This is a genomic window from Chryseobacterium sp. UF-290 (genome assembly GCF_058245615.1).
Genome location: NZ_JBSICB010000004.1, coordinates 265,818 through 285,464 on the forward strand (window position 1 = coordinate 265,818; position 19,647 = coordinate 285,464).

At 35.7% G+C, this 19,647-nt stretch carries 33 protein-coding genes; 31 read left to right on the forward strand and 2 right to left on the reverse strand.

Annotation, left to right across the window (positions count from 1 at the left end; genetic code table 11):
* Nucleotides 1–3: 3 nt before the first annotated feature.
* From rplW to rplQ, 26 genes are all read left to right on the forward strand, one after another.
* Nucleotides 4–294 carry a 50S ribosomal protein L23 gene (gene rplW / locus AC4IF5_RS06690; RefSeq protein WP_490732876.1) on the forward strand — a complete coding sequence of 97 codons (291 nt, stop codon included), beginning with the start codon at nucleotides 4–6 and terminating at the stop codon, nucleotides 292–294.
* 22 nt (nucleotides 295–316) lie between these two features.
* On the forward strand, nucleotides 317–1,138 hold the full coding sequence (gene rplB, locus AC4IF5_RS06695; RefSeq protein ID WP_002983208.1) for a 50S ribosomal protein L2: 822 nt from the start codon (nucleotides 317–319) through the stop codon (nucleotides 1,136–1,138).
* A 2-nt stretch (nucleotides 1,139–1,140) separates the two neighbouring features.
* Complete coding sequence (gene rpsS, locus AC4IF5_RS06700; protein WP_002983209.1) at nucleotides 1,141–1,419, forward strand: 30S ribosomal protein S19; 279 nt, start codon at nucleotides 1,141–1,143, stop codon at nucleotides 1,417–1,419.
* 2 nt (nucleotides 1,420–1,421) lie between these two features.
* Nucleotides 1,422–1,820 (forward strand): 50S ribosomal protein L22, encoded by a 399-nt coding sequence (rplV, locus tag AC4IF5_RS06705; RefSeq protein WP_050020604.1) that lies wholly within the window; start codon nucleotides 1,422–1,424, stop codon nucleotides 1,818–1,820.
* A gap of 7 nt (nucleotides 1,821–1,827) precedes the next feature.
* Nucleotides 1,828–2,574: a 30S ribosomal protein S3 gene (rpsC, locus tag AC4IF5_RS06710; protein WP_490732880.1), complete on the forward strand. Its 747-nt coding sequence runs from the start codon at nucleotides 1,828–1,830 to the stop codon at nucleotides 2,572–2,574.
* A gap of 105 nt (nucleotides 2,575–2,679) precedes the next feature.
* Nucleotides 2,680–3,105 (forward strand): 50S ribosomal protein L16, encoded by a 426-nt coding sequence (rplP, locus tag AC4IF5_RS06715; protein ID WP_034694677.1) that lies wholly within the window; start codon nucleotides 2,680–2,682, stop codon nucleotides 3,103–3,105.
* A 12-nt stretch (nucleotides 3,106–3,117) separates the two neighbouring features.
* The gene (rpmC, locus tag AC4IF5_RS06720) at nucleotides 3,118–3,303 is read left to right on the forward strand and encodes a 50S ribosomal protein L29 (protein ID WP_045491147.1); all 186 of its coding nucleotides are present in this window, start codon (nucleotides 3,118–3,120) and stop codon (nucleotides 3,301–3,303) included.
* A gap of 12 nt (nucleotides 3,304–3,315) precedes the next feature.
* Nucleotides 3,316–3,570 (forward strand): 30S ribosomal protein S17, encoded by a 255-nt coding sequence (gene rpsQ, locus AC4IF5_RS06725; RefSeq protein ID WP_027371715.1) that lies wholly within the window; start codon nucleotides 3,316–3,318, stop codon nucleotides 3,568–3,570.
* A gap of 2 nt (nucleotides 3,571–3,572) precedes the next feature.
* Nucleotides 3,573–3,941: a 50S ribosomal protein L14 gene (gene rplN / locus AC4IF5_RS06730; RefSeq protein ID WP_002983226.1), complete on the forward strand. Its 369-nt coding sequence runs from the start codon at nucleotides 3,573–3,575 to the stop codon at nucleotides 3,939–3,941.
* 21 nt (nucleotides 3,942–3,962) lie between these two features.
* Entirely contained in the window at nucleotides 3,963–4,289 is a 327-nt protein-coding gene (gene rplX / locus AC4IF5_RS06735) for a 50S ribosomal protein L24 (RefSeq protein ID WP_490732884.1), read from the forward strand.
* Between the two features lie 13 nt (nucleotides 4,290–4,302).
* Complete coding sequence (gene rplE / locus AC4IF5_RS06740) at nucleotides 4,303–4,854, forward strand: 50S ribosomal protein L5 (RefSeq protein ID WP_490732886.1); 552 nt, start codon at nucleotides 4,303–4,305, stop codon at nucleotides 4,852–4,854.
* 3 nt (nucleotides 4,855–4,857) lie between these two features.
* Nucleotides 4,858–5,127, forward strand: a complete 270-nt coding sequence (gene rpsN, locus AC4IF5_RS06745; protein WP_047376574.1) for a 30S ribosomal protein S14 — start codon at nucleotides 4,858–4,860, stop codon at nucleotides 5,125–5,127.
* A 145-nt stretch (nucleotides 5,128–5,272) separates the two neighbouring features.
* On the forward strand, nucleotides 5,273–5,671 hold the full coding sequence (gene rpsH, locus AC4IF5_RS06750) for a 30S ribosomal protein S8 (RefSeq protein WP_034694686.1): 399 nt from the start codon (nucleotides 5,273–5,275) through the stop codon (nucleotides 5,669–5,671).
* Between the two features lie 17 nt (nucleotides 5,672–5,688).
* Nucleotides 5,689–6,234, forward strand: coding sequence for a 50S ribosomal protein L6 (gene rplF, locus AC4IF5_RS06755; protein WP_490732889.1), 546 nt, complete (start codon nucleotides 5,689–5,691; stop codon nucleotides 6,232–6,234).
* Nucleotides 6,235–6,249: 15 nt separating this feature from the next.
* Nucleotides 6,250–6,603 (forward strand): 50S ribosomal protein L18, encoded by a 354-nt coding sequence (gene rplR, locus AC4IF5_RS06760; protein WP_034694689.1) that lies wholly within the window; start codon nucleotides 6,250–6,252, stop codon nucleotides 6,601–6,603.
* A 19-nt stretch (nucleotides 6,604–6,622) separates the two neighbouring features.
* The gene (gene rpsE, locus AC4IF5_RS06765) at nucleotides 6,623–7,144 is read left to right on the forward strand and encodes a 30S ribosomal protein S5 (protein WP_042721505.1); all 522 of its coding nucleotides are present in this window, start codon (nucleotides 6,623–6,625) and stop codon (nucleotides 7,142–7,144) included.
* An 11-nt stretch (nucleotides 7,145–7,155) separates the two neighbouring features.
* Nucleotides 7,156–7,332 carry a 50S ribosomal protein L30 gene (rpmD, locus tag AC4IF5_RS06770; RefSeq protein WP_029297759.1) on the forward strand — a complete coding sequence of 59 codons (177 nt, stop codon included), beginning with the start codon at nucleotides 7,156–7,158 and terminating at the stop codon, nucleotides 7,330–7,332.
* Nucleotides 7,333–7,353: 21 nt separating this feature from the next.
* Entirely contained in the window at nucleotides 7,354–7,803 is a 450-nt protein-coding gene (rplO, locus tag AC4IF5_RS06775) for a 50S ribosomal protein L15 (RefSeq protein WP_490732891.1), read from the forward strand.
* Nucleotides 7,804–7,812: 9 nt separating this feature from the next.
* Nucleotides 7,813–9,192, forward strand: coding sequence for a preprotein translocase subunit SecY (gene secY, locus AC4IF5_RS06780; protein WP_490732893.1), 1,380 nt, complete (start codon nucleotides 7,813–7,815; stop codon nucleotides 9,190–9,192).
* 3 nt (nucleotides 9,193–9,195) lie between these two features.
* The gene (infA, locus tag AC4IF5_RS06785; protein WP_002983257.1) at nucleotides 9,196–9,411 is read left to right on the forward strand and encodes a translation initiation factor IF-1; all 216 of its coding nucleotides are present in this window, start codon (nucleotides 9,196–9,198) and stop codon (nucleotides 9,409–9,411) included.
* A 61-nt stretch (nucleotides 9,412–9,472) separates the two neighbouring features.
* Nucleotides 9,473–9,589: a 50S ribosomal protein L36 gene (gene rpmJ, locus AC4IF5_RS06790; protein WP_007839480.1), complete on the forward strand. Its 117-nt coding sequence runs from the start codon at nucleotides 9,473–9,475 to the stop codon at nucleotides 9,587–9,589.
* A gap of 9 nt (nucleotides 9,590–9,598) precedes the next feature.
* Nucleotides 9,599–9,976: a 30S ribosomal protein S13 gene (rpsM, locus tag AC4IF5_RS06795; RefSeq protein WP_002983260.1), complete on the forward strand. Its 378-nt coding sequence runs from the start codon at nucleotides 9,599–9,601 to the stop codon at nucleotides 9,974–9,976.
* Between the two features lie 12 nt (nucleotides 9,977–9,988).
* The gene (rpsK, locus tag AC4IF5_RS06800; protein WP_002983263.1) at nucleotides 9,989–10,378 is read left to right on the forward strand and encodes a 30S ribosomal protein S11; all 390 of its coding nucleotides are present in this window, start codon (nucleotides 9,989–9,991) and stop codon (nucleotides 10,376–10,378) included.
* Nucleotides 10,379–10,397: 19 nt separating this feature from the next.
* Nucleotides 10,398–11,006 (forward strand): 30S ribosomal protein S4, encoded by a 609-nt coding sequence (gene rpsD / locus AC4IF5_RS06805; RefSeq protein WP_490732898.1) that lies wholly within the window; start codon nucleotides 10,398–10,400, stop codon nucleotides 11,004–11,006.
* Between the two features lie 33 nt (nucleotides 11,007–11,039).
* Nucleotides 11,040–12,035 carry a DNA-directed RNA polymerase subunit alpha gene (locus AC4IF5_RS06810; protein ID WP_047096811.1) on the forward strand — a complete coding sequence of 332 codons (996 nt, stop codon included), beginning with the start codon at nucleotides 11,040–11,042 and terminating at the stop codon, nucleotides 12,033–12,035.
* Between the two features lie 6 nt (nucleotides 12,036–12,041).
* A complete protein-coding gene (rplQ, locus tag AC4IF5_RS06815) occupies nucleotides 12,042–12,569 on the forward strand; it encodes a 50S ribosomal protein L17 (RefSeq protein ID WP_062650893.1) in 528 nt (175 codons plus the stop codon).
* 65 nt (nucleotides 12,570–12,634) lie between these two features.
* Here the strand turns inward: rplQ and AC4IF5_RS06820 are convergent, their stop codons facing one another.
* A complete protein-coding gene (locus AC4IF5_RS06820; protein ID WP_490732901.1) occupies nucleotides 12,635–13,000 on the reverse strand; it encodes a helix-turn-helix domain-containing protein in 366 nt (121 codons plus the stop codon).
* Nucleotides 13,001–13,400: 400 nt separating this feature from the next.
* Between AC4IF5_RS06820 and AC4IF5_RS06825 the strand changes: the two genes are divergently transcribed.
* Together AC4IF5_RS06825 and AC4IF5_RS06830 are read left to right on the forward strand one after the other, a co-directional pair.
* Nucleotides 13,401–14,531, forward strand: coding sequence for a histidine decarboxylase (locus AC4IF5_RS06825; RefSeq protein ID WP_490732903.1), 1,131 nt, complete (start codon nucleotides 13,401–13,403; stop codon nucleotides 14,529–14,531).
* Nucleotides 14,532–14,573: 42 nt separating this feature from the next.
* On the forward strand, nucleotides 14,574–15,203 hold the full coding sequence (locus tag AC4IF5_RS06830) for a GNAT family N-acetyltransferase (protein ID WP_490732905.1): 630 nt from the start codon (nucleotides 14,574–14,576) through the stop codon (nucleotides 15,201–15,203).
* Between the two features lie 137 nt (nucleotides 15,204–15,340).
* Here the strand turns inward: AC4IF5_RS06830 and AC4IF5_RS06835 are convergent, their stop codons facing one another.
* Nucleotides 15,341–15,775 (reverse strand): hypothetical protein, encoded by a 435-nt coding sequence (locus AC4IF5_RS06835; RefSeq protein WP_490732907.1) that lies wholly within the window; start codon nucleotides 15,773–15,775, stop codon nucleotides 15,341–15,343.
* Between the two features lie 54 nt (nucleotides 15,776–15,829).
* Between AC4IF5_RS06835 and AC4IF5_RS06840 the strand changes: the two genes are divergently transcribed.
* From AC4IF5_RS06840 to AC4IF5_RS06850, 3 genes are all read left to right on the forward strand, one after another.
* Complete coding sequence (locus AC4IF5_RS06840) at nucleotides 15,830–17,695, forward strand: glycoside hydrolase family 35 protein (RefSeq protein WP_490732909.1); 1,866 nt, start codon at nucleotides 15,830–15,832, stop codon at nucleotides 17,693–17,695.
* Between the two features lie 163 nt (nucleotides 17,696–17,858).
* Nucleotides 17,859–18,491: a response regulator gene (locus AC4IF5_RS06845; protein WP_490732911.1), complete on the forward strand. Its 633-nt coding sequence runs from the start codon at nucleotides 17,859–17,861 to the stop codon at nucleotides 18,489–18,491.
* A gap of 6 nt (nucleotides 18,492–18,497) precedes the next feature.
* Nucleotides 18,498–19,340, forward strand: a complete 843-nt coding sequence (locus tag AC4IF5_RS06850; protein WP_490732913.1) for a hypothetical protein — start codon at nucleotides 18,498–18,500, stop codon at nucleotides 19,338–19,340.
* Nucleotides 19,341–19,647: the final 307 nt, after the last annotated feature.

The following is a 19,647-nucleotide window of genomic DNA, read 5'->3' on the forward strand; positions in this document are numbered from 1 at the left end:
GTCATGTCAGTTATTATTAAACCAGTTATTTCAGAAAAGGCTAATTACCTTACAGATTTAAGAGGTTCTTATTCTTTCTTAGTTGATCCTAAGGCGAATAAAATCCAGATTAAAAAAGCTGTTGAAGCAGCTTACGGTGTAAAAGTAGCAGACGTTAACACAATGATTTATGCTCCGAAGGTTTCTTCAAAATACACTAAAAAAGGTCTTCAAGTAGGAAAGACAAACAAATTGAAAAAAGCGGTAATCAAACTTGCTGAAGGTGAGGTTATCGATATTTTTGCTGTAAATTAATTATTAATTATAAATAATAGTAATGTCTGTTAGAAAATTAAAACCTATCACCCCGGGACAGAGATTCAGAATTGTAAACAATTTTGAGGAAATTACTACTAACAAACCAGAGAAATCTCTAGTAGTTGGTATTAAAAAGTCAGGTGGACGTAACAACACAGGTAAAATGACCATGCGTTACACCGGAGGTGGACACAAAAAGAAATACAGAATTATTGACTTCAAAAGAAACAAAGCAAACGTTGAAGCAACTGTAAAATCTGTAGAATACGATCCAAACAGAACTGCATTTATCGCTTTATTAGAGTATGCTGATGGAGAGAAGAGATATATCATCGCTCCAAACGGTATCAAAGTAGATCAGAAAGTAGTATCAGGTGAAAGCGTTGAACCAAACGTAGGTAACGCAATGAAATTGAAAAATATTCCATTGGGTACTGTAATTTCTTGTGTTGAAATGAAGCCTGGTCAAGGTGCGATTTTAGCAAGAAGTGCTGGTTCTTCAGCTCAATTAACTTCCAGAGATGGTAAATATGCAATCATCAAGTTGCCTTCAGGAGAATCAAGAATGATCCTTACTGAATGTATGGCTATGATTGGTTCTGTTTCCAACTCAGATCACCAATTAACTGTATCAGGTAAGGCTGGTAGAAGCAGATGGTTAGGTAGAAGACCAAGAACAAGAGCGGTTGTAATGAACCCTGTAGATCACCCAATGGGTGGTGGTGAAGGACGTTCTTCAGGAGGTCACCCAAGATCTAGAAACGGTAAACCAGCTAAAGGTTACAAAACTAGAAAGAAAAACAAAGTGTCTAACCGTTACATCGTATCTAAAAGAAAATAATTATGGCAAGATCACTTAAAAAAGGACCGTTCATTCATCATACTTTAGATAAGAAGGTTCAGGCAAATATAGAGTCTGGTAAGAAGACAGTTATCAAAACTTGGTCTAGAGCATCTATGATCTCTCCGGACTTCGTAGGACAAACTATCGCTGTACACAACGGGAAATCTTTTATCCCTGTTTACGTTACAGAAAACATGGTTGGTCACAAGTTAGGCGAATTTTCTCCAACAAGATCTTTCAGAGGTCATGGTGGTAACAAAAACAAAGGAAGCAGATAAACATGGGATCTAGAAAACAAGATAGCGCAATCGCAAGAAAAGAAGCAAACAAGGACGTTGTTAAAGCTTCATTAAATAATTGCCCGTCTTCTCCGAGAAAAATGAGATTAGTTGCTGATATCATCAGAGGAGAGCAGGTAGACAAAGCACTTTATATCCTAAAATATTCTAAGAAAGAAGCTTCTAACAAATTAGAGAAATTACTTCTTTCTGCTATTGCCAACTGGCAAGTGAAAAACGAAGGAGCTGACATCGAGGAAGCTAACCTTATCGTTAAAGAAATCTTCGTGGATAGTGCAAGACAATTGAAGAGACTAAGACCAGCTCCGCAAGGTAGAGGGTATAGAATCAGAAAAAGATCTAACCACGTTACATTAATCTTAGGTAATAAAGAAAATTAATCAAGGTATGGGACAGAAGACAAATCCAATTGGTAACAGATTAGGTATCATCAGAGGATGGGATTCTAACTGGTTTGGCGGAAACGATTATGGAGACAGAATCGCTGAAGACTACAAAATCAGAAGATACCTTGAAGCTAGATTATCTAAAGGTGGTATTTCAAAAATTTATATTGAAAGAACCTTAAAATTAGTTACAGTAACTATTACTACTGCTAGACCGGGACTTATCATCGGTAAAGGAGGTCAGGAAGTTGATAAATTAAAAGAAGAGTTGAAGAAATTGACTGGTAAGGATATTCAAATCAACATCTTCGAAATCAAAAGACCTGAATTAGACGCTGTACTGGTTGCTGATAGTATTTCTAAGCAAATTGAAAACAGAATTTCTTACAGAAGAGCTGTTAAAATGGCAATGGCAAGTACTATGAGAATGGGTGCTGAAGGTATCAAAGTTCAGATCTCTGGTAGATTGAACGGAGCTGAAATGGCAAGATCAGAATCTTTCAAAGATGGAAGAATTCCATTGTCAACTTTCAGAGCTGATATCGATTATCACTGGGCAGAAGCTCACACTACTTACGGTAGACTAGGTGTGAAAGTTTGGATCATGAAAGGAGAAGTTTACGGTAAAAGAGAACTTTCTCCATTAGTGGGACAACAGAAAAAAGGTGGTCAGTCAGGAGATAGAAACAGAGGAGGAGACAGAGACAACAGAAGACCTAGAAAAAATAACAATAACAATAATAATTAATTAGAAGTTAGAAGATAGAAACTAGAAATTAGATCTTCCGTTACAAGAACTGATTCAATTTTATCTAACATCTAACATCTAACGTCTAACATCTAATATTAAATTATGTTACAACCAAAAAGAACCAAATTCCGTAGAGTTCATAAGATGAAGATGAAGGGGAATGCCCAAAGAGGTAGTCAACTTGCATACGGAACTTTTGGGATCAAAGCAACTGAAGGAGCTTGGATCACTGCAAGACAAATTGAAGCAGCTCGTATCGCTGCGACAAGATATATGAAGAGAGAAGGTCAACTATGGATCAAAATCTTCCCGGATAAGCCAATTACAAAGAAACCAGCTGAAGTAAGGATGGGTAAAGGTAAAGGTGCTGTTGAATATTGGGTAGCTGTAGTAAAACCAGGTAAAATTATGTTCGAAGTAGGAGGAGTTCCTTACGAAATAGCGAAAGAAGCTCTTAGACTTGCGGCACAAAAATTACCAGTAGTTACTAAATTCATCGTTGCTAACGATTTTGTTAAACCTCTATAATCTTTGAATACAATGAAAAAAGCTGATATTAAAAATTTAAGCGCGGGTGATATTCAAACTCAATTAACTGAAGCAAAAGCTCAATATTCTAAATTGAAATTGGCTCATGCAATCAGCCCAATTGAAAACCCGATTCAAATCAGAGATTTGAGAAAAGCAATCGCAAGACTAAACACTGAGTTAACTAACAAACAATAATTTCATTTTACAATGGATAGAAATTTAAGAAAAGAAAGAATCGGAGTGGTTTCCAGCAATAAAATGGAAAAAACTATTGTTGTTAGTGAAACTACAAGAGTAAAGCACCCGATGTACGGTAAATTCGTTTTGAAAACGAAAAAATATACTGCACACGACGAGAACAACGAATGCACAGAAGGAGATACAGTTCTGATCCAGGAAACTAGACCTTTGAGCAAGAGCAAGAGATGGAGATTAGTAAGAATCATTGAAAAAGCTAAGTAATAATGTTACAAACAGAATCAAGATTAAAAGTTGCTGATAATACAGGTGCAAAAGAAGTGCTAGTTATCAGAGTTCTGGGAGGAACCAGAAGAAGATATGCTTCAGTTGGTGATAAAATCGTTGTTACTATCAAGGATTCTACACCATCAGGAAACGCTAAAAAAGGTCAGGTATCTAAAGCTGTAGTAGTAAGAACTAAAAAAGCAGTAAGAAGAAAAGATGGTTCATACATCAAATTCGACGACAATGCTTGTGTATTACTAAACGCAGCGGGAGAAATGAGAGGAACTCGTGTTTTCGGACCGGTTGCTCGTGAGTTGAGAGATAAAGAATATATGAAAATCATTTCATTAGCTCCTGAAGTACTTTAATTTTTAAAATTTTTAAAAGAAATGTCAAAGTTAAAAATAAAAAGAGGAGATAACGTAATCATTACTACTGGTAAGAAAGATATCAAAGGTAAGACTGGTGAAGTTATTGAAGTGATCAAGAAAGAAGGAAGAGACCCTAGAGTAGTAGTTGCAGGACTTAACATCATCAAAAAGCACGTTAAGCCTTCAGCTTCAAATCCTCAAGGAGGAATCGTTGAAAGAGAAGCTTCTATTCATATCTCAAACGTAGCTTTAGTTGGTAAAGACGGAAAAGCTATCAAAGTAGGTTACAAAACCGAAGGAGATAAGAAAGTAAGAATCAACAAAAAAACGGGTGAAACTTTATAATTTTAAATAACACATGGAATATATAGCAAGACCCAAAAAAGCATATAAAGAGACAATTGTTCCTGCAATGATGGAAGAATTCGGGTACAAGTCAATCATGCAGGTACCTAGATTAGAGAAAATCGTTATATCACAAGGTTTAGGTGATGCTACTGCAGACAAAAAGATCATTGATTATGCTGTAGAAGAGCTTACGAACATTACTGGTCAGAAAGCTGTAGGTACGATCTCTAAGAAAGACGAAGCGGCTTTCAAACTGAGAAAAGGAATGCCTGTAGGTGCTAAAGTAACCTTGAGAGCTAACAAAATGTATGAGTTCTTAGACAGACTTACTTCTTCTGCTTTGCCACGTATCAGAGATTTCTCTGGAATCAAAGCTGATGGTTTCGATGGTAGAGGTAACTACAACTTAGGTATTACTGAGCAGATTATCTTCCCTGAAATCGTAATCGACAAAGTGAAAAAAATCCAAGGGATGGACATCACTTTCGTTACTACTGCGAAGACAGATAAAGAAGCTAAAGCATTACTAACTCACTTCGGTTTACCATTTAAAAAGAACTAAGAAATGGCTAAAGAATCAATGAAAGCGCGTGAGCGCAAAAGAGAAGCACTAGTTGCTAAATACGCTGACAAAAGAAAAGCTTTAAAAGAAGCTGGTGATTATGAAGGACTTCAGAAATTACCTAAAAACGCTTCTCCTGTAAGATTACACAACAGATGTAAACTGACAGGTAGACCAAGAGGATATATGAGAACGTTCGGAATTTCCAGAGTAACTTTCAGAGAAATGGCAAACAACGGTCTTATCCCAGGTGTAAGAAAAGCTAGTTGGTAATAATTACTAATTAAAATCGGGACGATTAAGTTGTTCAGATACTAAAGATAAAAATATCAGACCTAAGAATTTCTGAAGTCTGATATTTTACTCTTCAAGTCTTTGCAAAACTGATTGTCTTTAACCAATAATTTATAAAAGAAAAATGGTAACAGATCCAATTTCAGATTTCCTAACAAGAGTAAGGAACGCACAAAGCGCAGGCCACAAAGTGGTGGAAATTCCTGCATCGAAAATCAAAAAGGAGATTACTAAGATCTTATTTGATCAAGGGTATATCTTAAACTACAAGTTTGAAGATAACGCTGTTCAAGGAGTGATCAAAATCGCTTTAAAGTACGATAAGCAAACCAACAAACCGGCTATCAAGTCTATTCAAAGAGCTTCTAGACCAGGTTTGAGACAGTACAAAGGTTCTACTGAACTTCCAAGAGTACTAAACGGTTTGGGTATTTCTATCATCTCTACTTCAAAAGGAGTAATGACTGACAAGAAAGCTAGAGAAGAGAAAGTAGGCGGTGAAGTAATCTGCTATGTTTATTAATTTTTAATCAGAGGAAAATGTCAAGAATTGGTAAAGCAATTATAACAATTCCAGCAGGAGTTACAATCACTGAAAATAACGGTGTAGTAACTGTAAAAGGAGCTAAAGGAGAACTTTCTCAGGAGCTTACAGCAGGAATTACTTTAGAACAAAAAGATGGTGAGCTTAATGTAAACAGACCATCTGATTCTAAGCAACACAAAGCGCTTCACGGTTTATACAGAGCGTTGATCGCCAACATGATCGTTGGGGTATCAGAAGGTTTCGAAAAGAAACTAGAACTAGTAGGGGTAGGATACAGAGCTTCTCACGCAGGTCAAAAACTTGAGTTAGCTTTAGGATTCTCTCACGGTATCGTATTAGAACTTCCAAGTGAAGTAAAAGTTGATACATTGACTGAAAAAGGTAAAAACCCAATTATTACTTTAACGTCTCATGACAAACAACTTCTAGGAATGGTTACTGCAAAGATCCGTTCTTTCAGAAAGCCTGAGCCATACAAAGGAAAAGGTGTAAGATTCGTTGGTGAAAATGTTAGACGTAAAGCTGGTAAATCTGCTTAATAAATTATAAGTATTATGGCATTAAGTAAATTAGAAAAAAGAATAAGAATAAAAAGAAGAGTAAGAGGGAAAATCTCTGGATCTTCTGAATTGCCAAGATTATCTGTATACAAAAGTAATAAGGAAATTTACGCTCAGTTAATCGACGATAAAAATGGTAAAACTTTAGCATCAGCTTCTTCCAGAGAGAAAGGAGTAGACGCTAAAGGTACTAAGACTGAAGTTTCTGCCGCTGTTGGTAAAGCTATTGCTGCTAAAGCTATCGCTGCAGGAATCGAAAGTATTGTATTTGACAGAAACGGTTTCGTATACCACGGTAGAGTAAAAGCTCTAGCTGATGGAGCGAGAGAAGGTGGACTTAAATTCTAATCATTAAATTTCGGAAAATATGTTAGGACTAGATAATATAGAAAGAGTAAAACCGGGAGGATTAGAATTAAAAGATCGTCTCGTAGCTGTTAACAGAGTAACAAAAGTAACAAAAGGAGGTAGAGCTTTCGGATTTTCTGCTATTGTTGTAGTAGGTAACGAAGAAGGTGTTATCGGTTTCGGTTTAGGAAAATCTAAAGAGGTTGCTTCTGCAATTGCTAAAGCAGTTGAAGACGCTAAGAAAAACCTTGTTAAAGTTCCGGTAATGAACCACACTATTCCTCACCAAACTACTGCTAGATACGGTGGTGCAGATATCTTCTTAAGACCTGCTTCTCACGGTACAGGATTGATCGCAGGTGGTGCGGTAAGAGCGGTATTGGAATCTGCTGGTATTCACGATATCCTTTCAAAATCTAAAGGATCTTCTAACCCTCACAACGTGGTGAAAGCTACTTTCAAAGCGTTATTGGATATCAGAAGACCTGAAGAGATCGCTAGAATGAGAGGAGTTTCTCTAAGTAAAGTGTTTAACGGTTAATAATTAAAACAATGGCAACAATTAAAGTAAAGCAAGTAAGAAGCGCTATTGGTAGAACAAAAACCCAAAAGAGAACGCTTGAAGCATTAGGATTAAAGAAACTTCACCAAGTTGTAGAACATGAAGCTACTCCTTCTATCTTAGGAATGATAGCTGCAGTAAGTCACTTACTTGAAGTTCAAAAATAATTTTATAAAAGAGAAATTAAAATGAATTTAAATAACATACAACCTGCTGCAGGATCTACTTTCAACTCAAAGAGAATTGGTAGAGGTCAAGGTAGTGGAAAAGGAGGTACTTCAACAAAAGGACACAAAGGTCAGAAAGCTAGAGCTGGTTATTCTCAGAAAATCGGTTTCGAAGGTGGACAGATGCCTTTACAAAGAAGATTACCTAAATTCGGATTCAAAAACGTAAACAGAAAAGAGTTTAGAGGAGTTAACCTTGATACGATCCAAACTTTAATCGAGAACAAATCCATCACTGGAGATATCACGAAAGAAGTTTTAGTAGCCAACGGAATAATTTCTAAAAACGAATTAGTGAAAATTATGGGTAGAGGAGAATTGAAATCTGCGGTTTCAATCTCTGCTGACAAATTCACTAAATCTGCTGAAGAGCTTATCGCTAAGGCAGGTGGAAAAGCAATTACCTTATAATACTTACTAATGAAAGAATTTATACAAACACTTAAAAATATATGGAGCCTAAAGGAATTAAGAGATAAAATTCTCTTTACGTTAGGTATTATCCTTGTGTATAGATTCGCATCTTATATCTCGCTTCCTGCGATTAACCTTGCAGAGGTGGGAGATCTCTTAGAGCATTATAAAAATCAAGGCGGTAACAAGCAAGGAGCAGGTCTCCTTGGCTTGCTTTCGTCGTTTACGGGGGGAGCTTTCAGCCACGCTTCCGTAATGGCGTTAGGTATCATGCCTTATATTTCTGCTTCTATTATTGTTCAGTTGATGGGGATGGCTATTCCTTATCTTCAGAAGCTTCAGAAAGATGGAGAGTCAGGTAGAAATACATTGAACCAAATTACAAGATGGTTAACGATCGGAGTTTGTCTGGTACAGGCACCTTCTTACTTAACTTCTATTACTCAATTATTCTTACCGTATGCTCAGTTCCAGTCTGCATACTATGTAGAGCCAAACTCTATCATGTTCTGGTTACCAAGTATTGTTATCCTGGTTGCCGGTTCAGTATTCGCAATGTGGTTAGGTGAAAAGATTACCGATAAAGGAATCGGAAACGGTATTTCCATTCTTATTATGGTGGGAATCCTTTCAAGATTACCTGAAGCATTCGTACAGGAGATGGCCGTGCAGAACGGAAAAGGGGGAATGGGATCTATCATGATCCTTATTGAAGTATTATTCTGGATGGTGGTAGTTCTTTTGGCAGTGATTTTATCAGTCGCTGTTAGAAAAATCCCGATTCAGTATGTAAGCAGAGCTCAAGCAAGAGGAGGTGTAAACAGAAATCTTATGCAGGGAGCAAGACAATGGATTCCATTGAAAGTAAATGCTGCTGGTGTAATGCCGATTATCTTTGCCCAGGCATTGATGTTCGTACCAGGATTATTAACAAAATTCGATGAGTCTAACACTTTTCTTGCAGGTTTCAAGAATGTTTTTAGCTGGCAGTACAATGTATTGTTTGCGCTATTAATTATTATCTTCTCATTTTTCTATACTGCGATTACAATTCCGGTGAACCAGATGGCTGATGATTTGAAGAGAAATGGAGGTTTAGTACCGAAAGTAAGACCCGGTAAAGAAACAGCTGATTATTTAGATGATATTTTATCAAAAATTACCTTGCCAGGTGCAATTTTTTTATCTATCTTTGCAGTCCTTCCGGCAATTGTGCATGGAAGCTTTGTTCAGACAGATGCGTTTGCCCTATTTTTCGGGGGAACATCACTATTAATTATGGTGGGTGTAATTTTAGATACAGTTCAACAGATTAATACATATCTGCTGAACCATCATTATGATGGCTTAATGCAGTCTAAATTATCAAGAACGACTGGATATTAATTTATGGCAAAACAAAAACATATTGAACAAGATGGCGTGATCGTGGAAGCACTTTCGAACGCCATGTTCCGTGTAGAGTTGGAAAATGGGCATATTCTTATTGCTCATATCTCCGGCAAAATGAGAATGCATTATATTAAACTTTTACCTGGTGATAAGGTAAAACTAGAAATGTCTCCCTACGACTTAACGAAAGGGAGAATCACATTTAGATATTAAACAATAGCCAAATGGAACAAGCATTCCATTTGGCCTTTGTTAAAAAATAAATACTATCAAAATGAAAGTAAGAGCATCAATTAAAAAAAGAAGCGCTGATTGCAAAATTGTACGCAGAAAAGGTGTACTGTTCGTAATCAACAAGAAGAACCCAAAATTTAAACAAAGACAAGGTTAACATTAAATTATGGCGAGAATTGCAGGTATTGATTTACCAAAAAACAAAAGAGGTGTTATCGGTTTAACTTACATCTACGGAGTAGGAAGAAGTACTTCTTCTGAAATCCTTAAAGCTGCCGGTATCAGCGAAGACAAGAAAGTCAACGAATGGAATGACGATGAATTGGCTGCAATCAGAACATATATCTCTGAAAACGTAAAAGTAGAAGGAGAATTGAGATCTGAAGTGCAATTGAACATCAAGAGATTGATGGACATAGGATGCCAACGAGGAATACGTCACAGACTAGGATTACCTTTAAGAGGCCAGAGAACGAAAAACAACTCTAGAACCCGTAAAGGAAAGAGAAAAACTGTTGCTAACAAGAAAAAAGCAAGTAAATAATCGTTAGGAATTATGGCAAAACAAACTAAAGTAGTTAAAAAAAGAAAAGTAAAAGTAGAGGCAATTGGTGAAGCTCACATCCAAGCGTCTTTCAATAATATTATTATTTCTTTGACAAATAAAAACGGAGAAGTAATTTCTTGGGCATCTGCCGGTAAAATGGGATTCAGAGGTTCTAAAAAGAACACTCCTTTTGCTGCTCAAATGGCAGCTGAAAATTGCTCTGCTGTAGCTCACGAAGCTGGATTAAGAAGAGTAAAGGTGTTTGTGAAAGGACCTGGTGCAGGTAGAGAATCTGCCATCAGATCTATCCACAATTCAGGAATTGAAGTTAGCGAAATCATTGATGTGACTCCAATGCCACACAATGGATGTAGACCACCAAAAAGAAGAAGAGTTTAATTTTTAGAATTTACCCATTATGGCAAGATATATTGGACCTAAAACTAAGATTGCTAGAAAGTTTGGTGCTGCAATCTACGGAGATGATAAAAACTTCGAAAAAAGAAAGAACCAACCGCCAGGACAACACGGTCCTAACAAGAGAAGAGGTGCTAAAAAATCTGAATATGCAGTTCAGTTAGCTGAAAAGCAAAAAGCTAAATATACTTACGGTATTTTAGAAAGACAGTTTGCTAACTTATTCGAAAAAGCACACAGAAGTAAAGGTGTAACAGGTGAAGTTCTATTACAACTTTGCGAATCTAGATTGGATAACGTAGTGTACAGATTTGGTTTTGCTAAAACAAGATCTGCTGCAAGACAATTGGTTTCTCACAGACACATCACTGTGAACGGAGAACTGGTAAACATTCCATCTTATTTGCTTAAAGCTGGTGATGTAATCGCTGTAAGAGAAAAGTCTAAGTCTCTTGAAGTTGTTACTAACGCATTAGCTTCTAAAGCAAACTATGAGTGGTTACAATTCAACGATGAGAAGAAAGAAGGTACTTTCGTTTCTGCTCCTGAAAGAATCCAGATTCCGGAGGACATCAAGGAACAGCTTATCGTCGAACTTTACTCTAAATAATTTTTTAATCAAATTTTTGCTCAACCCAATAATATGGCAATTTTACAATTCATAAAACCCGATAAAGTAATTTTACTTAACTCTGATGAATTTAAAGGTCAATTTGAATTCAGACCTTTAGAACCAGGTTTCGGGCTTACAATCGGTAATGCTTTGAGAAGAGTGTTGCTTTCTTCTCTGGAAGGATACGCTATTTCATCTATCAAAATAGAAGGTGTAGAGCACGAATTTTCAACTATTCCAGGAGTAATCGAAGACGTTACCGAAATTATTCTTAACCTTAAGCAGGTAAGATTAAAAGCTGCAGCAGAAGGCCAGGCTAACGAGCAGGTTGTTGCTAAAGTTTCAGGTCAAACGGTTATTACTGCTGGTGATTTAGGAAAGTCTATCAACGGATTCGAAGTTCTAAACCCGGATTTGATGATCTGCAACCTAAACACTGATGTAACTTTCGAAATTACTTTCAATATTGAAAAAGGTAGAGGATATGTTCCTTCAGAACAGAATAAGTCAAACAATGCACCGGTAGGTACTATTGCTATTGACTCTATTTTCACACCAATTAAGAAAGTACAATACAGCATTGAAAATTATCGTGTAGAGCAAAAAACAGACTACGAAAAACTTGTATTAGATATAGAAACTGACGGGTCTATCAGCCCTCAGAACGCTTTAACTGAAGCTTCTAAGATATTAATTTATCACTTCATGCTATTCTCTGATGAGAGAATCACGCTTGAAACTGAAGCTGTAAAAGCATCTATCCAATACGATGAAGAAACACTTCACACAAGACAGCTTCTTAAGTCTAAATTAGCAGATATGGATCTTTCCGTAAGAGCCCTTAACTGTCTGAAAGCGGCTGAAGTAGAAACACTTGGAGAATTGGTTTCTTACAGTAAGTCTGATTTGATGAAATTCAGAAATTTTGGTAAAAAATCTTTGACAGAACTAGAAGAATTAGTGCATTCAAAAGGTCTTAACTTCGGTTTCGACGTTGCAAAATATAAGTTAGACGCTGATAAATAATTAATAATGAGACACGGTAAAAAATTCAATCACTTAGGAAGAACAGCTTCTCACAGAAGTGCTTTACTTTCTAATATGGCTTGTTCTCTAATTGAGCATAAAAGAATCAACACTACTGTAGCTAAAGCTAAAGCTTTAAGAGTATATGTTGAGCCTCTATTAACAAAAGCAAAAGAAGATACTACACACAACAGAAGAGTAGTATTCTCTTACCTTCAAAATAAATTTGCGGTTGCTGAATTATTCAGAACTGTAGCTCCTAAAATCGCTGAAAGAAACGGTGGTTATACAAGAATCATCAAGACAGGATTCAGACCAGGTGATGCTGCTGATACTGCTCTTATCGAATTAGTAGATTTCAACGAGCTTTACAACCCTAATGCTGAAGAGAAAAAAGCTACAAGAAGAAGCAGAAGATCTACAACTGCTAAAAAAGCTGAAGCAGTAGTTGCTGAAGCTCCAAAAGCAGAAGAGAAAGTTGAAGAGCCTAAGGCTGAAGCAGCTGACTCTGCTGAAGAGAAAACTGAAGAATAATATTCATTCAGAGATAAATGAAAAGCCATCCGAAACCCGGATGGCTTTTTTATTTATTCAACAGTTTATCCTGTATTTGGGACTTTCAGGTTTTTTACTTCTTCTTTTAGTTTCCCGAGTTCTTCTTCTATTTTCCCGATGCAATGTTCCAGCTCAGTAAGTACCTGATTATTGCAAAGGTCGGGAGTAGTACAGTCGTGGGTTTCATTTTTTTTCTGAATGCTCAGGAAAAATTCATCATCCGTTTCATAAATCTGCTCAAGAGGCACATCTAATATTTCTGCAATTTTTTGCCATTCATTTGTATTTATTTTAATCTGGCCGCTTTCCCTTCTGCTATAATTGGAAATATTCATATACAGCGCATTTGCCATCTGCTCCTGAGTGAATTTCTTCCTTTTTCTCGCTTCCAATAATTTAAATTTTATCATAGGTTCTAGGTAATAGATTTAGTTCATTGTATTTGTGTGATGATATTTTGCAAAATGTTGCATTTATTTGTGATTAATCGCAAATAAATTGCAAATTATGTTGTCAATTATGTTTTTTTATTTAATTATTTTTGATAAATAAATAATCATATTGTGGTGATAAATATAGAAAATAAACTTATGTAAAAAAATTCTTTAATCTTATAAAAAATGTTAAAAAATAAAGAATGTTTGATTATCTATTCTGAAAAAGTAGAGTATTTCAGCAATATTCCTTTGTAGAAAGCGCTAAGCACCTGAATTGATGAAGGTGATCGAATGATGATTGAGGGTAAGTACTCTACCCGATAAGAGTGATACTATTTTCAAAATATCATTAACCTATTAAATAACTAAAACAATGATCGAGCAAGAAATTCAGAAACTGAGAAATTTTATGGATCGCGTGGCAGGAAATGCTGTTACATCCATTGGATATCCTTTTGCGAAAGGAAATAATTATCATGAATTGTATAGTCTGCTTCGTTATCCTCTTATCAATTTAGGAGATCCGTTTATTGAAAGTAATTACCAGGTAAACTCTTTTGCTATTGAAAGAGAAGTCGTAGAATTTTTTGCGGACCTATTCAGGGCACCAAAAAATGATTATTCTGGCTATGTTACTAATGGAGGGAGTGAAGGGAATCTGTATGGATTATACCTCGCGAGGGAAAAATATCCCGATGGAATTGTATATTATTCCTCGGAATCTCATTACAGCATACCGAAAAGTATTCGATTACTCAATATGAAATCCATTGAAATCTCTGCGGGTTTTAATGGAGAGATCAATTACGATGAGCTGGAAGAGTCTGTAAAGCAACATTCCCATCTGCCTGTTATTATTGCTGCTAATATAGGAACAACGATGAAAGAGGCAATGGATAATATTCCTGTCATAGCGGATATGATAAAGAAACTTAATATTGAGCATTATTATATCCATTGTGATGCAGCCTTGGCCGGGGTTTACCTTCCTTTAGTAGAGGAAGATCCAACGTTTGACTTTAAAAATGGTGCCGATAGTATTGCCTGTAGCGGGCACAAATTCATAGGCTCACCTATTCCCTGTGGAATTGTAGTGGTTAAAAAAAAGCATGTGGAAAACCTTGCCGATCAATATATATCTTATATAGGATCACTAGATACTACTATCGGTGGATCCAGAAATGGCTTTACTCCTGTGGTTCTATGGTATACCATCAAACAGCAGGGAAGAGAAGGCTTACTCAGAAGTACTTTGGAATCTCTGGCATTAGCTGAATATACCCAAAATATGTTCCAGGAATTAGGAATATCCTCTTACCGTAACAAGAATGCAATTACCGTAGTATTTCCAAAACCATCAGAATTTATATGTAAAAAATGGCAACTGGCGACCAGAGAAGACTATGCCCATCTCATTTGCATGCCGGGTATCTCTAAAGAAGTCATCGATCATTTTTTCTCTGATTTATCGAAAGATCTTCATGTGACTTATGCTTGTAAGTAAAGTCTTATATAAAAAAACTAACCATTTTATAAATTATACAATATGGAAAGCACAACACAAAAATTATCTTCACAAAAATTTGAAGAACCTGTTTTAGTTACCCATCCGGAACCATGGCAATGGGAATTATTAGCCAAAGCTTTTTTAAATGACCCTACATTGAATTATTGGTTCGGGGGAAATGCAGATGAGAGTTCCATGAGTGACTTTTTTGAAGCTGTTATTAAAGACTGTCTTTCATCAGGAGGAAAAGTATTCAGCAGCCCGGATCATAAGGCCATTGTTGTCTGGACTTCAACTGTGCGCGGTTCAGACAGCACCAATGAATTTAAAAAGAGATGGCAGGAGGTCCTTGGCCCGGAAGGAGTAAAACGGTATTACTGGGTGTATGAAACCGGATATGTGGATTTTAATCCTCATGATTATAATAAAATCATGGAGCCGGAATATCTGGCCGTTTATCCGGGATATCAAAGATCTGGCTATGGAGGATATTTGATAAAATGGTCTTATGATTACTTTGAAAAGGAAGGCTATGATAAAACACCCTATATCTTGCCTAGTACCCGGGACTCAGCAAAACTGTATGGACCATTATTAGGATATCATATTGTTAAAGAAATATTCGCAGATGGAAAGCTGGTGGCACTATCCATGAAGAGGAATGAATAGGAATATACTAATGATTATTATATAAAACACATTTAAAAATAAAATGAGGAGACCTTTTTTGTCTCCTTTTTTATAAACTTGCTTGAATTTCGTTGTAGCAATAAGCCCTGGTGGAAGTTATATTAAAACTTTGTGTTCTAAATTTTGGTTCTTTTCAGCTCAATGATAGCATTGCCCTGCTCAAGGTGAAGACTGTCTCCTTTCACTCTTGCTGTCATATCCTCTTTTTTATAGATGGTTTCATCACCTTTGGTTTCTGACTTAGGTAGTGTAAATGTTTTTTTGTTGCTGGTAATAGCTACGGTGCTTTCTTTCGGATCGTTTTTGAATACTACTTTTACCAGAGTACCGTCTGTTGCTTTATAAACAAAATCGGTTTTTTCAGTTTTCTGCCCGTTGACATCTATTGTAGAGGAACTTTGTGTTACAGAATCTATTTTTCCATTGTTATCTGTAATGACTGTTTCTGAGCTGTCCGTCCTGATAACACTTTTATTGCCACTTTCACTTTTTTTACAGCTGATCACCGTTAATGTAAGTACTGCACCAAGTACTAAGAGATTTTTTTTCATGATTATTTTATTTGATATTCAATATGATTTTTATTCTTTAATTTTACAAAAATCATGCCTTCAAATATGAGAAATTTCAGCCGGTATTTTTGTATCATTCTTTTCATTTTTTCCATCAATTCAGCATTTTCCCAAAAAGGGAATTTTGAAATAAAAGATGGCCATTTTTTATTGAATGGAAAACCATTTACCATCTATTCCGGTGAAATGCATTATCCCAGAGTTCCGGCTGAATATTGGAAGCACCGGTTGCAGATGATGAAAGCAATGGGACTGAATACAGTGACCACTTATGTTTTCTGGAATTACCATGAAGAAGCTCCTGGTAAATGGAATTTTTCAGGAGAGAAAGATTTACGAAAATTTATAAAAACAGCACAAGAGGTAGGACTGTATGTCATTATTCGTCCCGGGCCCTATGTCTGTGCAGAATGGGAATTTGGCGGATATCCATGGTGGCTTCAAAAAAACAAGCGTTTAGAGATAAGAAGAGACAATGAAGCTTTTTTAAAGGAATGTGAAAAATATATCAATCAGTTAGCAAAGCAAATTGTCCCGTTACAAATTAATAATGGAGGTCCGGTGATCATGGTCCAGGCTGAAAATGAATTTGGATCTTATGTCGCCCAGAGGAAAGATATCCCTTTAGAGGAACATCGGAAGTATAGTCACAAAATAAAAGACATGCTTTTGAAAGGCGGTATTTCTGTTCCGTTGTTTACCTCAGATGGAAGCTCACTTTTTAAAGGAGGTTCTATTGAAGGCGCTCTGCCTACCGCAAACGGAGAAAGTGATATTGAAGTTTTAAAGAAAAGCATCAACGAATATAACGGAGGAAAAGGACCTTATATGGTGGCTGAATATTATCCGGGATGGCTGGATCATTGGGCAGAGCCATTTGTAAAAGTTTCTACGGAAGAAGTGGTGAAGCAGACAGAGTTGTATATTAAGAATGACGTTTCCTTTAATTATTATATGATCCATGGAGGAACGAATTTTGCCTTTACAAGCGGAGCCAATTATAATAAAGACTTTGATATCCAGCCGGACCTTACAAGCTACGATTATGATGCGCCTGTCAGTGAATCAGGCTGGGCAACTCCAAAGTATAATGCTTTAAGAGAAATCTTTCAAAAAATAAATCAGAATAAGCTTCCCGATGTTCCGAAACCGGCAAAAGTGATCACGATCCCGAAAATTGAATTTTCAAAAATGAATAGCCTGTTTGATGTAATAGATGGGCAGAAGCCTGTTATTGATGACCAGCCGCTTACCTTTGAAGATCTGAATATTGGAAACGGATATGTTCTGTACAGAAGAAAATTTGATAAAGATGATAAAGGAATATTAGAAATAAAGGGACTAAGGGATTATGCCAATATTTATATTAATGGCTTCTGGAAAGGAGAGCTGAACAGGATCTATAAAAAATATGACCTTGAAATTGACATCAAATCCGGAGATCAACTGGATATTCTGGTGGAAAATATGGGAAGGATCAATTATGGAGCAGAGATTGTTCATAATTTAAAAGGCATTATAGAGCCTGTAAAAATCAACGGAACTGAAATCTCAGGAAATTGGGAGATGTTTCCTTTACCTTTCGACCGGTTTCCAAAACATGCTTATAAAACAAAAAGTATTGCCTATCGTTCCCCTGTAATTCAGGAAGCTGAGTTCGGTTTGGATGAAACAGGAGATACTTTTCTGGATATGCGGAATTTTGGAAAGGGCATTGTCTTTATCAACGGAAGAAATATTGGAAGATACTGGAGTAAAGCGGGTCCCCAGCAAACACTTTATGTTCCCGGAGTCTGGCTGAAAAAAGGAAAGAACCTTATTCAGATCTTTGAGCAGATCAATTCCCAAAATTCTGTTAGCAGCATTGATCATCCGATTCTGGATCAGCTTATCAAATAATTGATGATTTATTTATATGAAAATACACTTTGGAATGAAAAATTGATTAAATTTAATAGACTAAAAACTGACCATCATTACAAACTCAAATATAAAGATTACACAAAAGTGTAATTGATTCTAATCTGTTTTCTGTTGAAATTTGCTTCAAATAAAAAAGGACATGAGCATTTCCATCGCCATAGTAGAAGACGAAAAGAACTACAACAATGCGTTGAAGAAGGTGATCAATTACCAGAATGATATGAAGGTGGTTGCCCAGTTCTTTGATGGAGATAGCGCACTGAAACAACTTTCTGATATTTCCCCGGATGTAGTCATGATGGATATCCAGCTTCAGGATATGCTCGGAATAGAGATCATCGAGAAGCTCAGAAAAGATATGCCCAACACTCAATTCATCATGTGTACAAGCTTTGAGGATGACGAAAAGATCTTTAATTCCTTAAAAGCCGGTGCCATGGGCTTCCTTGTAAAAGGGGAAAGCATGGATAAAATACTGTCTTCCATCCGTGATGTTTATAATGGCGGAGCTCCCATGAGTTTTTCCATTGCCCGGAAAGTTCTTAAACACTTTGAAAAGAAACTACCCGAGATTAAAGGTTTCGATGAACTTACAGTACGTGAAAAGGAAGTGCTCGAACTTCTTTCCCAAGGACTTCTGTACAAGGAAATCGCCGATAAAACATTCATCAGCATCGATACGGTAAAAAAACATGTTGGAAATATCTACAGAAAGCTGCATGTCAGCAATAAAGTAGAAGCAATCAATAAATTTAACCATTTTAAAAACTAAGAAATCATGAAAACTATTAAAATTTTATTCAGCGTAATGTTTTTTTTATTACTCACGGGCTGTGATGAAAATAAGAAATTTCTTAAGGAATTACAGGAAATAACTAAAAGTAAGCCTCAATATGATCCTGTACCACCCAATATCTCCCAAGGAATGCAAAGGGCATTTAAAAATAGAACATATAATGAGCTTATTAAACTAAATTTATTAAAAAGCGATGAATTTATTTTAGATAAAAAAGAATGGTTAGAAATATGTGATTTTCTTCAAAATAATAATAAAGTATCAGTAATTCGCCTTTATTTTATCCAATTTAATCAAAGTAAATTTGGTGCAAAATATCATGGTTTACAGGATCATAATGGTAAACTTTATATTTTGTTAGGTTACTTTAATGGGAGTAACGAATTGATTGGAGATAAGTACTATGGAATGATGTCTCTAAATCCTGGCACTAATACAGTTGAGGTTACTCCTGAAGATTTTCAAATAATGCATGATGATTATAAAAAAAATATCAAACCACATATTAATCCTTTTTGCAATACAAAGGATAATACAGAGTATCTCAAAATAGATGCAATAGATTTTGCTAAGCAACAAGGTGGTATCGAAGCTCATGATAGATATGTAACAGTAAAGTTTAAACATTTGAAATTTAAATTAACAGAAGTCATAGATCCAGATGTTGTTGTTGCAGAAAAAAACAAAAATTATTATATAACTAAATATAAAAATGATATTGGGCAACTGACCACTCTTACGGACGCAGAAGATACTGATAGAAAACCGATTGAAGGGCTAAAAGATTATGATATGAATTCTTTATGCCCTCCAACCTGTCCATAAATGAACACTTTGAATAAAACATATGAAATTGTAGTTTTACTAAATCTTTTATTTTCAGTCTATTTGATTATAAAGAGAAAGAAAAGATTACAATTTCATTTTTATATTTACATATCGGTAGTTTGTATCGTAGATATACTTTTTAATAAAGTAAGAAAAGACCATTTAATAAATTCTAATTATATATTTTTCTTATTTATTGTTATTTCGTATTTATACTTCTATTATTTTTTTAGAGAAAATTTTTCAGAAAAAATTTATAAAAGAATTTGGATGTGGATTTTTCTTATATTTTTATTAGTGACTA

Bases quoted from the DNA above. Each gene is read 5' to 3' on its own strand.
- rplW (WP_490732876.1), top strand. From the start codon at position 4: ATGTCAGTTATTATTAAACCAGTTATTTCAGAAAAGGCTAATTACCTT.
- rplB (WP_002983208.1), top strand. From the start codon at position 317: ATGTCTGTTAGAAAATTAAAACCTATCACCCCGGGACAGAGATTCAGA.
- rpsS (WP_002983209.1), top strand. From the start codon at position 1,141: ATGGCAAGATCACTTAAAAAAGGACCGTTCATTCATCATACTTTAGAT.
- rplV (WP_050020604.1), top strand. From the start codon at position 1,422: ATGGGATCTAGAAAACAAGATAGCGCAATCGCAAGAAAAGAAGCAAAC.
- rpsC (WP_490732880.1), top strand. From the start codon at position 1,828: ATGGGACAGAAGACAAATCCAATTGGTAACAGATTAGGTATCATCAGA.
- rplP (WP_034694677.1), top strand. From the start codon at position 2,680: ATGTTACAACCAAAAAGAACCAAATTCCGTAGAGTTCATAAGATGAAG.
- rpmC (WP_045491147.1), top strand. From the start codon at position 3,118: ATGAAAAAAGCTGATATTAAAAATTTAAGCGCGGGTGATATTCAAACT.
- rpsQ (WP_027371715.1), top strand. From the start codon at position 3,316: ATGGATAGAAATTTAAGAAAAGAAAGAATCGGAGTGGTTTCCAGCAAT.
- rplN (WP_002983226.1), top strand. From the start codon at position 3,573: ATGTTACAAACAGAATCAAGATTAAAAGTTGCTGATAATACAGGTGCA.
- rplX (WP_490732884.1), top strand. From the start codon at position 3,963: ATGTCAAAGTTAAAAATAAAAAGAGGAGATAACGTAATCATTACTACT.
- rplE (WP_490732886.1), top strand. From the start codon at position 4,303: ATGGAATATATAGCAAGACCCAAAAAAGCATATAAAGAGACAATTGTT.
- rpsN (WP_047376574.1), top strand. From the start codon at position 4,858: ATGGCTAAAGAATCAATGAAAGCGCGTGAGCGCAAAAGAGAAGCACTA.
- rpsH (WP_034694686.1), top strand. From the start codon at position 5,273: ATGGTAACAGATCCAATTTCAGATTTCCTAACAAGAGTAAGGAACGCA.
- rplF (WP_490732889.1), top strand. From the start codon at position 5,689: ATGTCAAGAATTGGTAAAGCAATTATAACAATTCCAGCAGGAGTTACA.
- rplR (WP_034694689.1), top strand. From the start codon at position 6,250: ATGGCATTAAGTAAATTAGAAAAAAGAATAAGAATAAAAAGAAGAGTA.
- rpsE (WP_042721505.1), top strand. From the start codon at position 6,623: ATGTTAGGACTAGATAATATAGAAAGAGTAAAACCGGGAGGATTAGAA.
- rpmD (WP_029297759.1), top strand. From the start codon at position 7,156: ATGGCAACAATTAAAGTAAAGCAAGTAAGAAGCGCTATTGGTAGAACA.
- rplO (WP_490732891.1), top strand. From the start codon at position 7,354: ATGAATTTAAATAACATACAACCTGCTGCAGGATCTACTTTCAACTCA.
- secY (WP_490732893.1), top strand. From the start codon at position 7,813: ATGAAAGAATTTATACAAACACTTAAAAATATATGGAGCCTAAAGGAA.
- infA (WP_002983257.1), top strand. From the start codon at position 9,196: ATGGCAAAACAAAAACATATTGAACAAGATGGCGTGATCGTGGAAGCA.
- rpmJ (WP_007839480.1), top strand. From the start codon at position 9,473: ATGAAAGTAAGAGCATCAATTAAAAAAAGAAGCGCTGATTGCAAAATT.
- rpsM (WP_002983260.1), top strand. From the start codon at position 9,599: ATGGCGAGAATTGCAGGTATTGATTTACCAAAAAACAAAAGAGGTGTT.
- rpsK (WP_002983263.1), top strand. From the start codon at position 9,989: ATGGCAAAACAAACTAAAGTAGTTAAAAAAAGAAAAGTAAAAGTAGAG.
- rpsD (WP_490732898.1), top strand. From the start codon at position 10,398: ATGGCAAGATATATTGGACCTAAAACTAAGATTGCTAGAAAGTTTGGT.
- AC4IF5_RS06810 (WP_047096811.1), top strand. From the start codon at position 11,040: ATGGCAATTTTACAATTCATAAAACCCGATAAAGTAATTTTACTTAAC.
- rplQ (WP_062650893.1), top strand. From the start codon at position 12,042: ATGAGACACGGTAAAAAATTCAATCACTTAGGAAGAACAGCTTCTCAC.
- AC4IF5_RS06820 (WP_490732901.1), bottom strand. From the start codon at position 13,000: ATGATAAAATTTAAATTATTGGAAGCGAGAAAAAGGAAGAAATTCACT.
- AC4IF5_RS06825 (WP_490732903.1), top strand. From the start codon at position 13,401: ATGATCGAGCAAGAAATTCAGAAACTGAGAAATTTTATGGATCGCGTG.
- AC4IF5_RS06830 (WP_490732905.1), top strand. From the start codon at position 14,574: ATGGAAAGCACAACACAAAAATTATCTTCACAAAAATTTGAAGAACCT.
- AC4IF5_RS06835 (WP_490732907.1), bottom strand. From the start codon at position 15,775: ATGAAAAAAAATCTCTTAGTACTTGGTGCAGTACTTACATTAACGGTG.
- AC4IF5_RS06840 (WP_490732909.1), top strand. From the start codon at position 15,830: ATGCCTTCAAATATGAGAAATTTCAGCCGGTATTTTTGTATCATTCTT.
- AC4IF5_RS06845 (WP_490732911.1), top strand. From the start codon at position 17,859: ATGAGCATTTCCATCGCCATAGTAGAAGACGAAAAGAACTACAACAAT.
- AC4IF5_RS06850 (WP_490732913.1), top strand. From the start codon at position 18,498: ATGAAAACTATTAAAATTTTATTCAGCGTAATGTTTTTTTTATTACTC.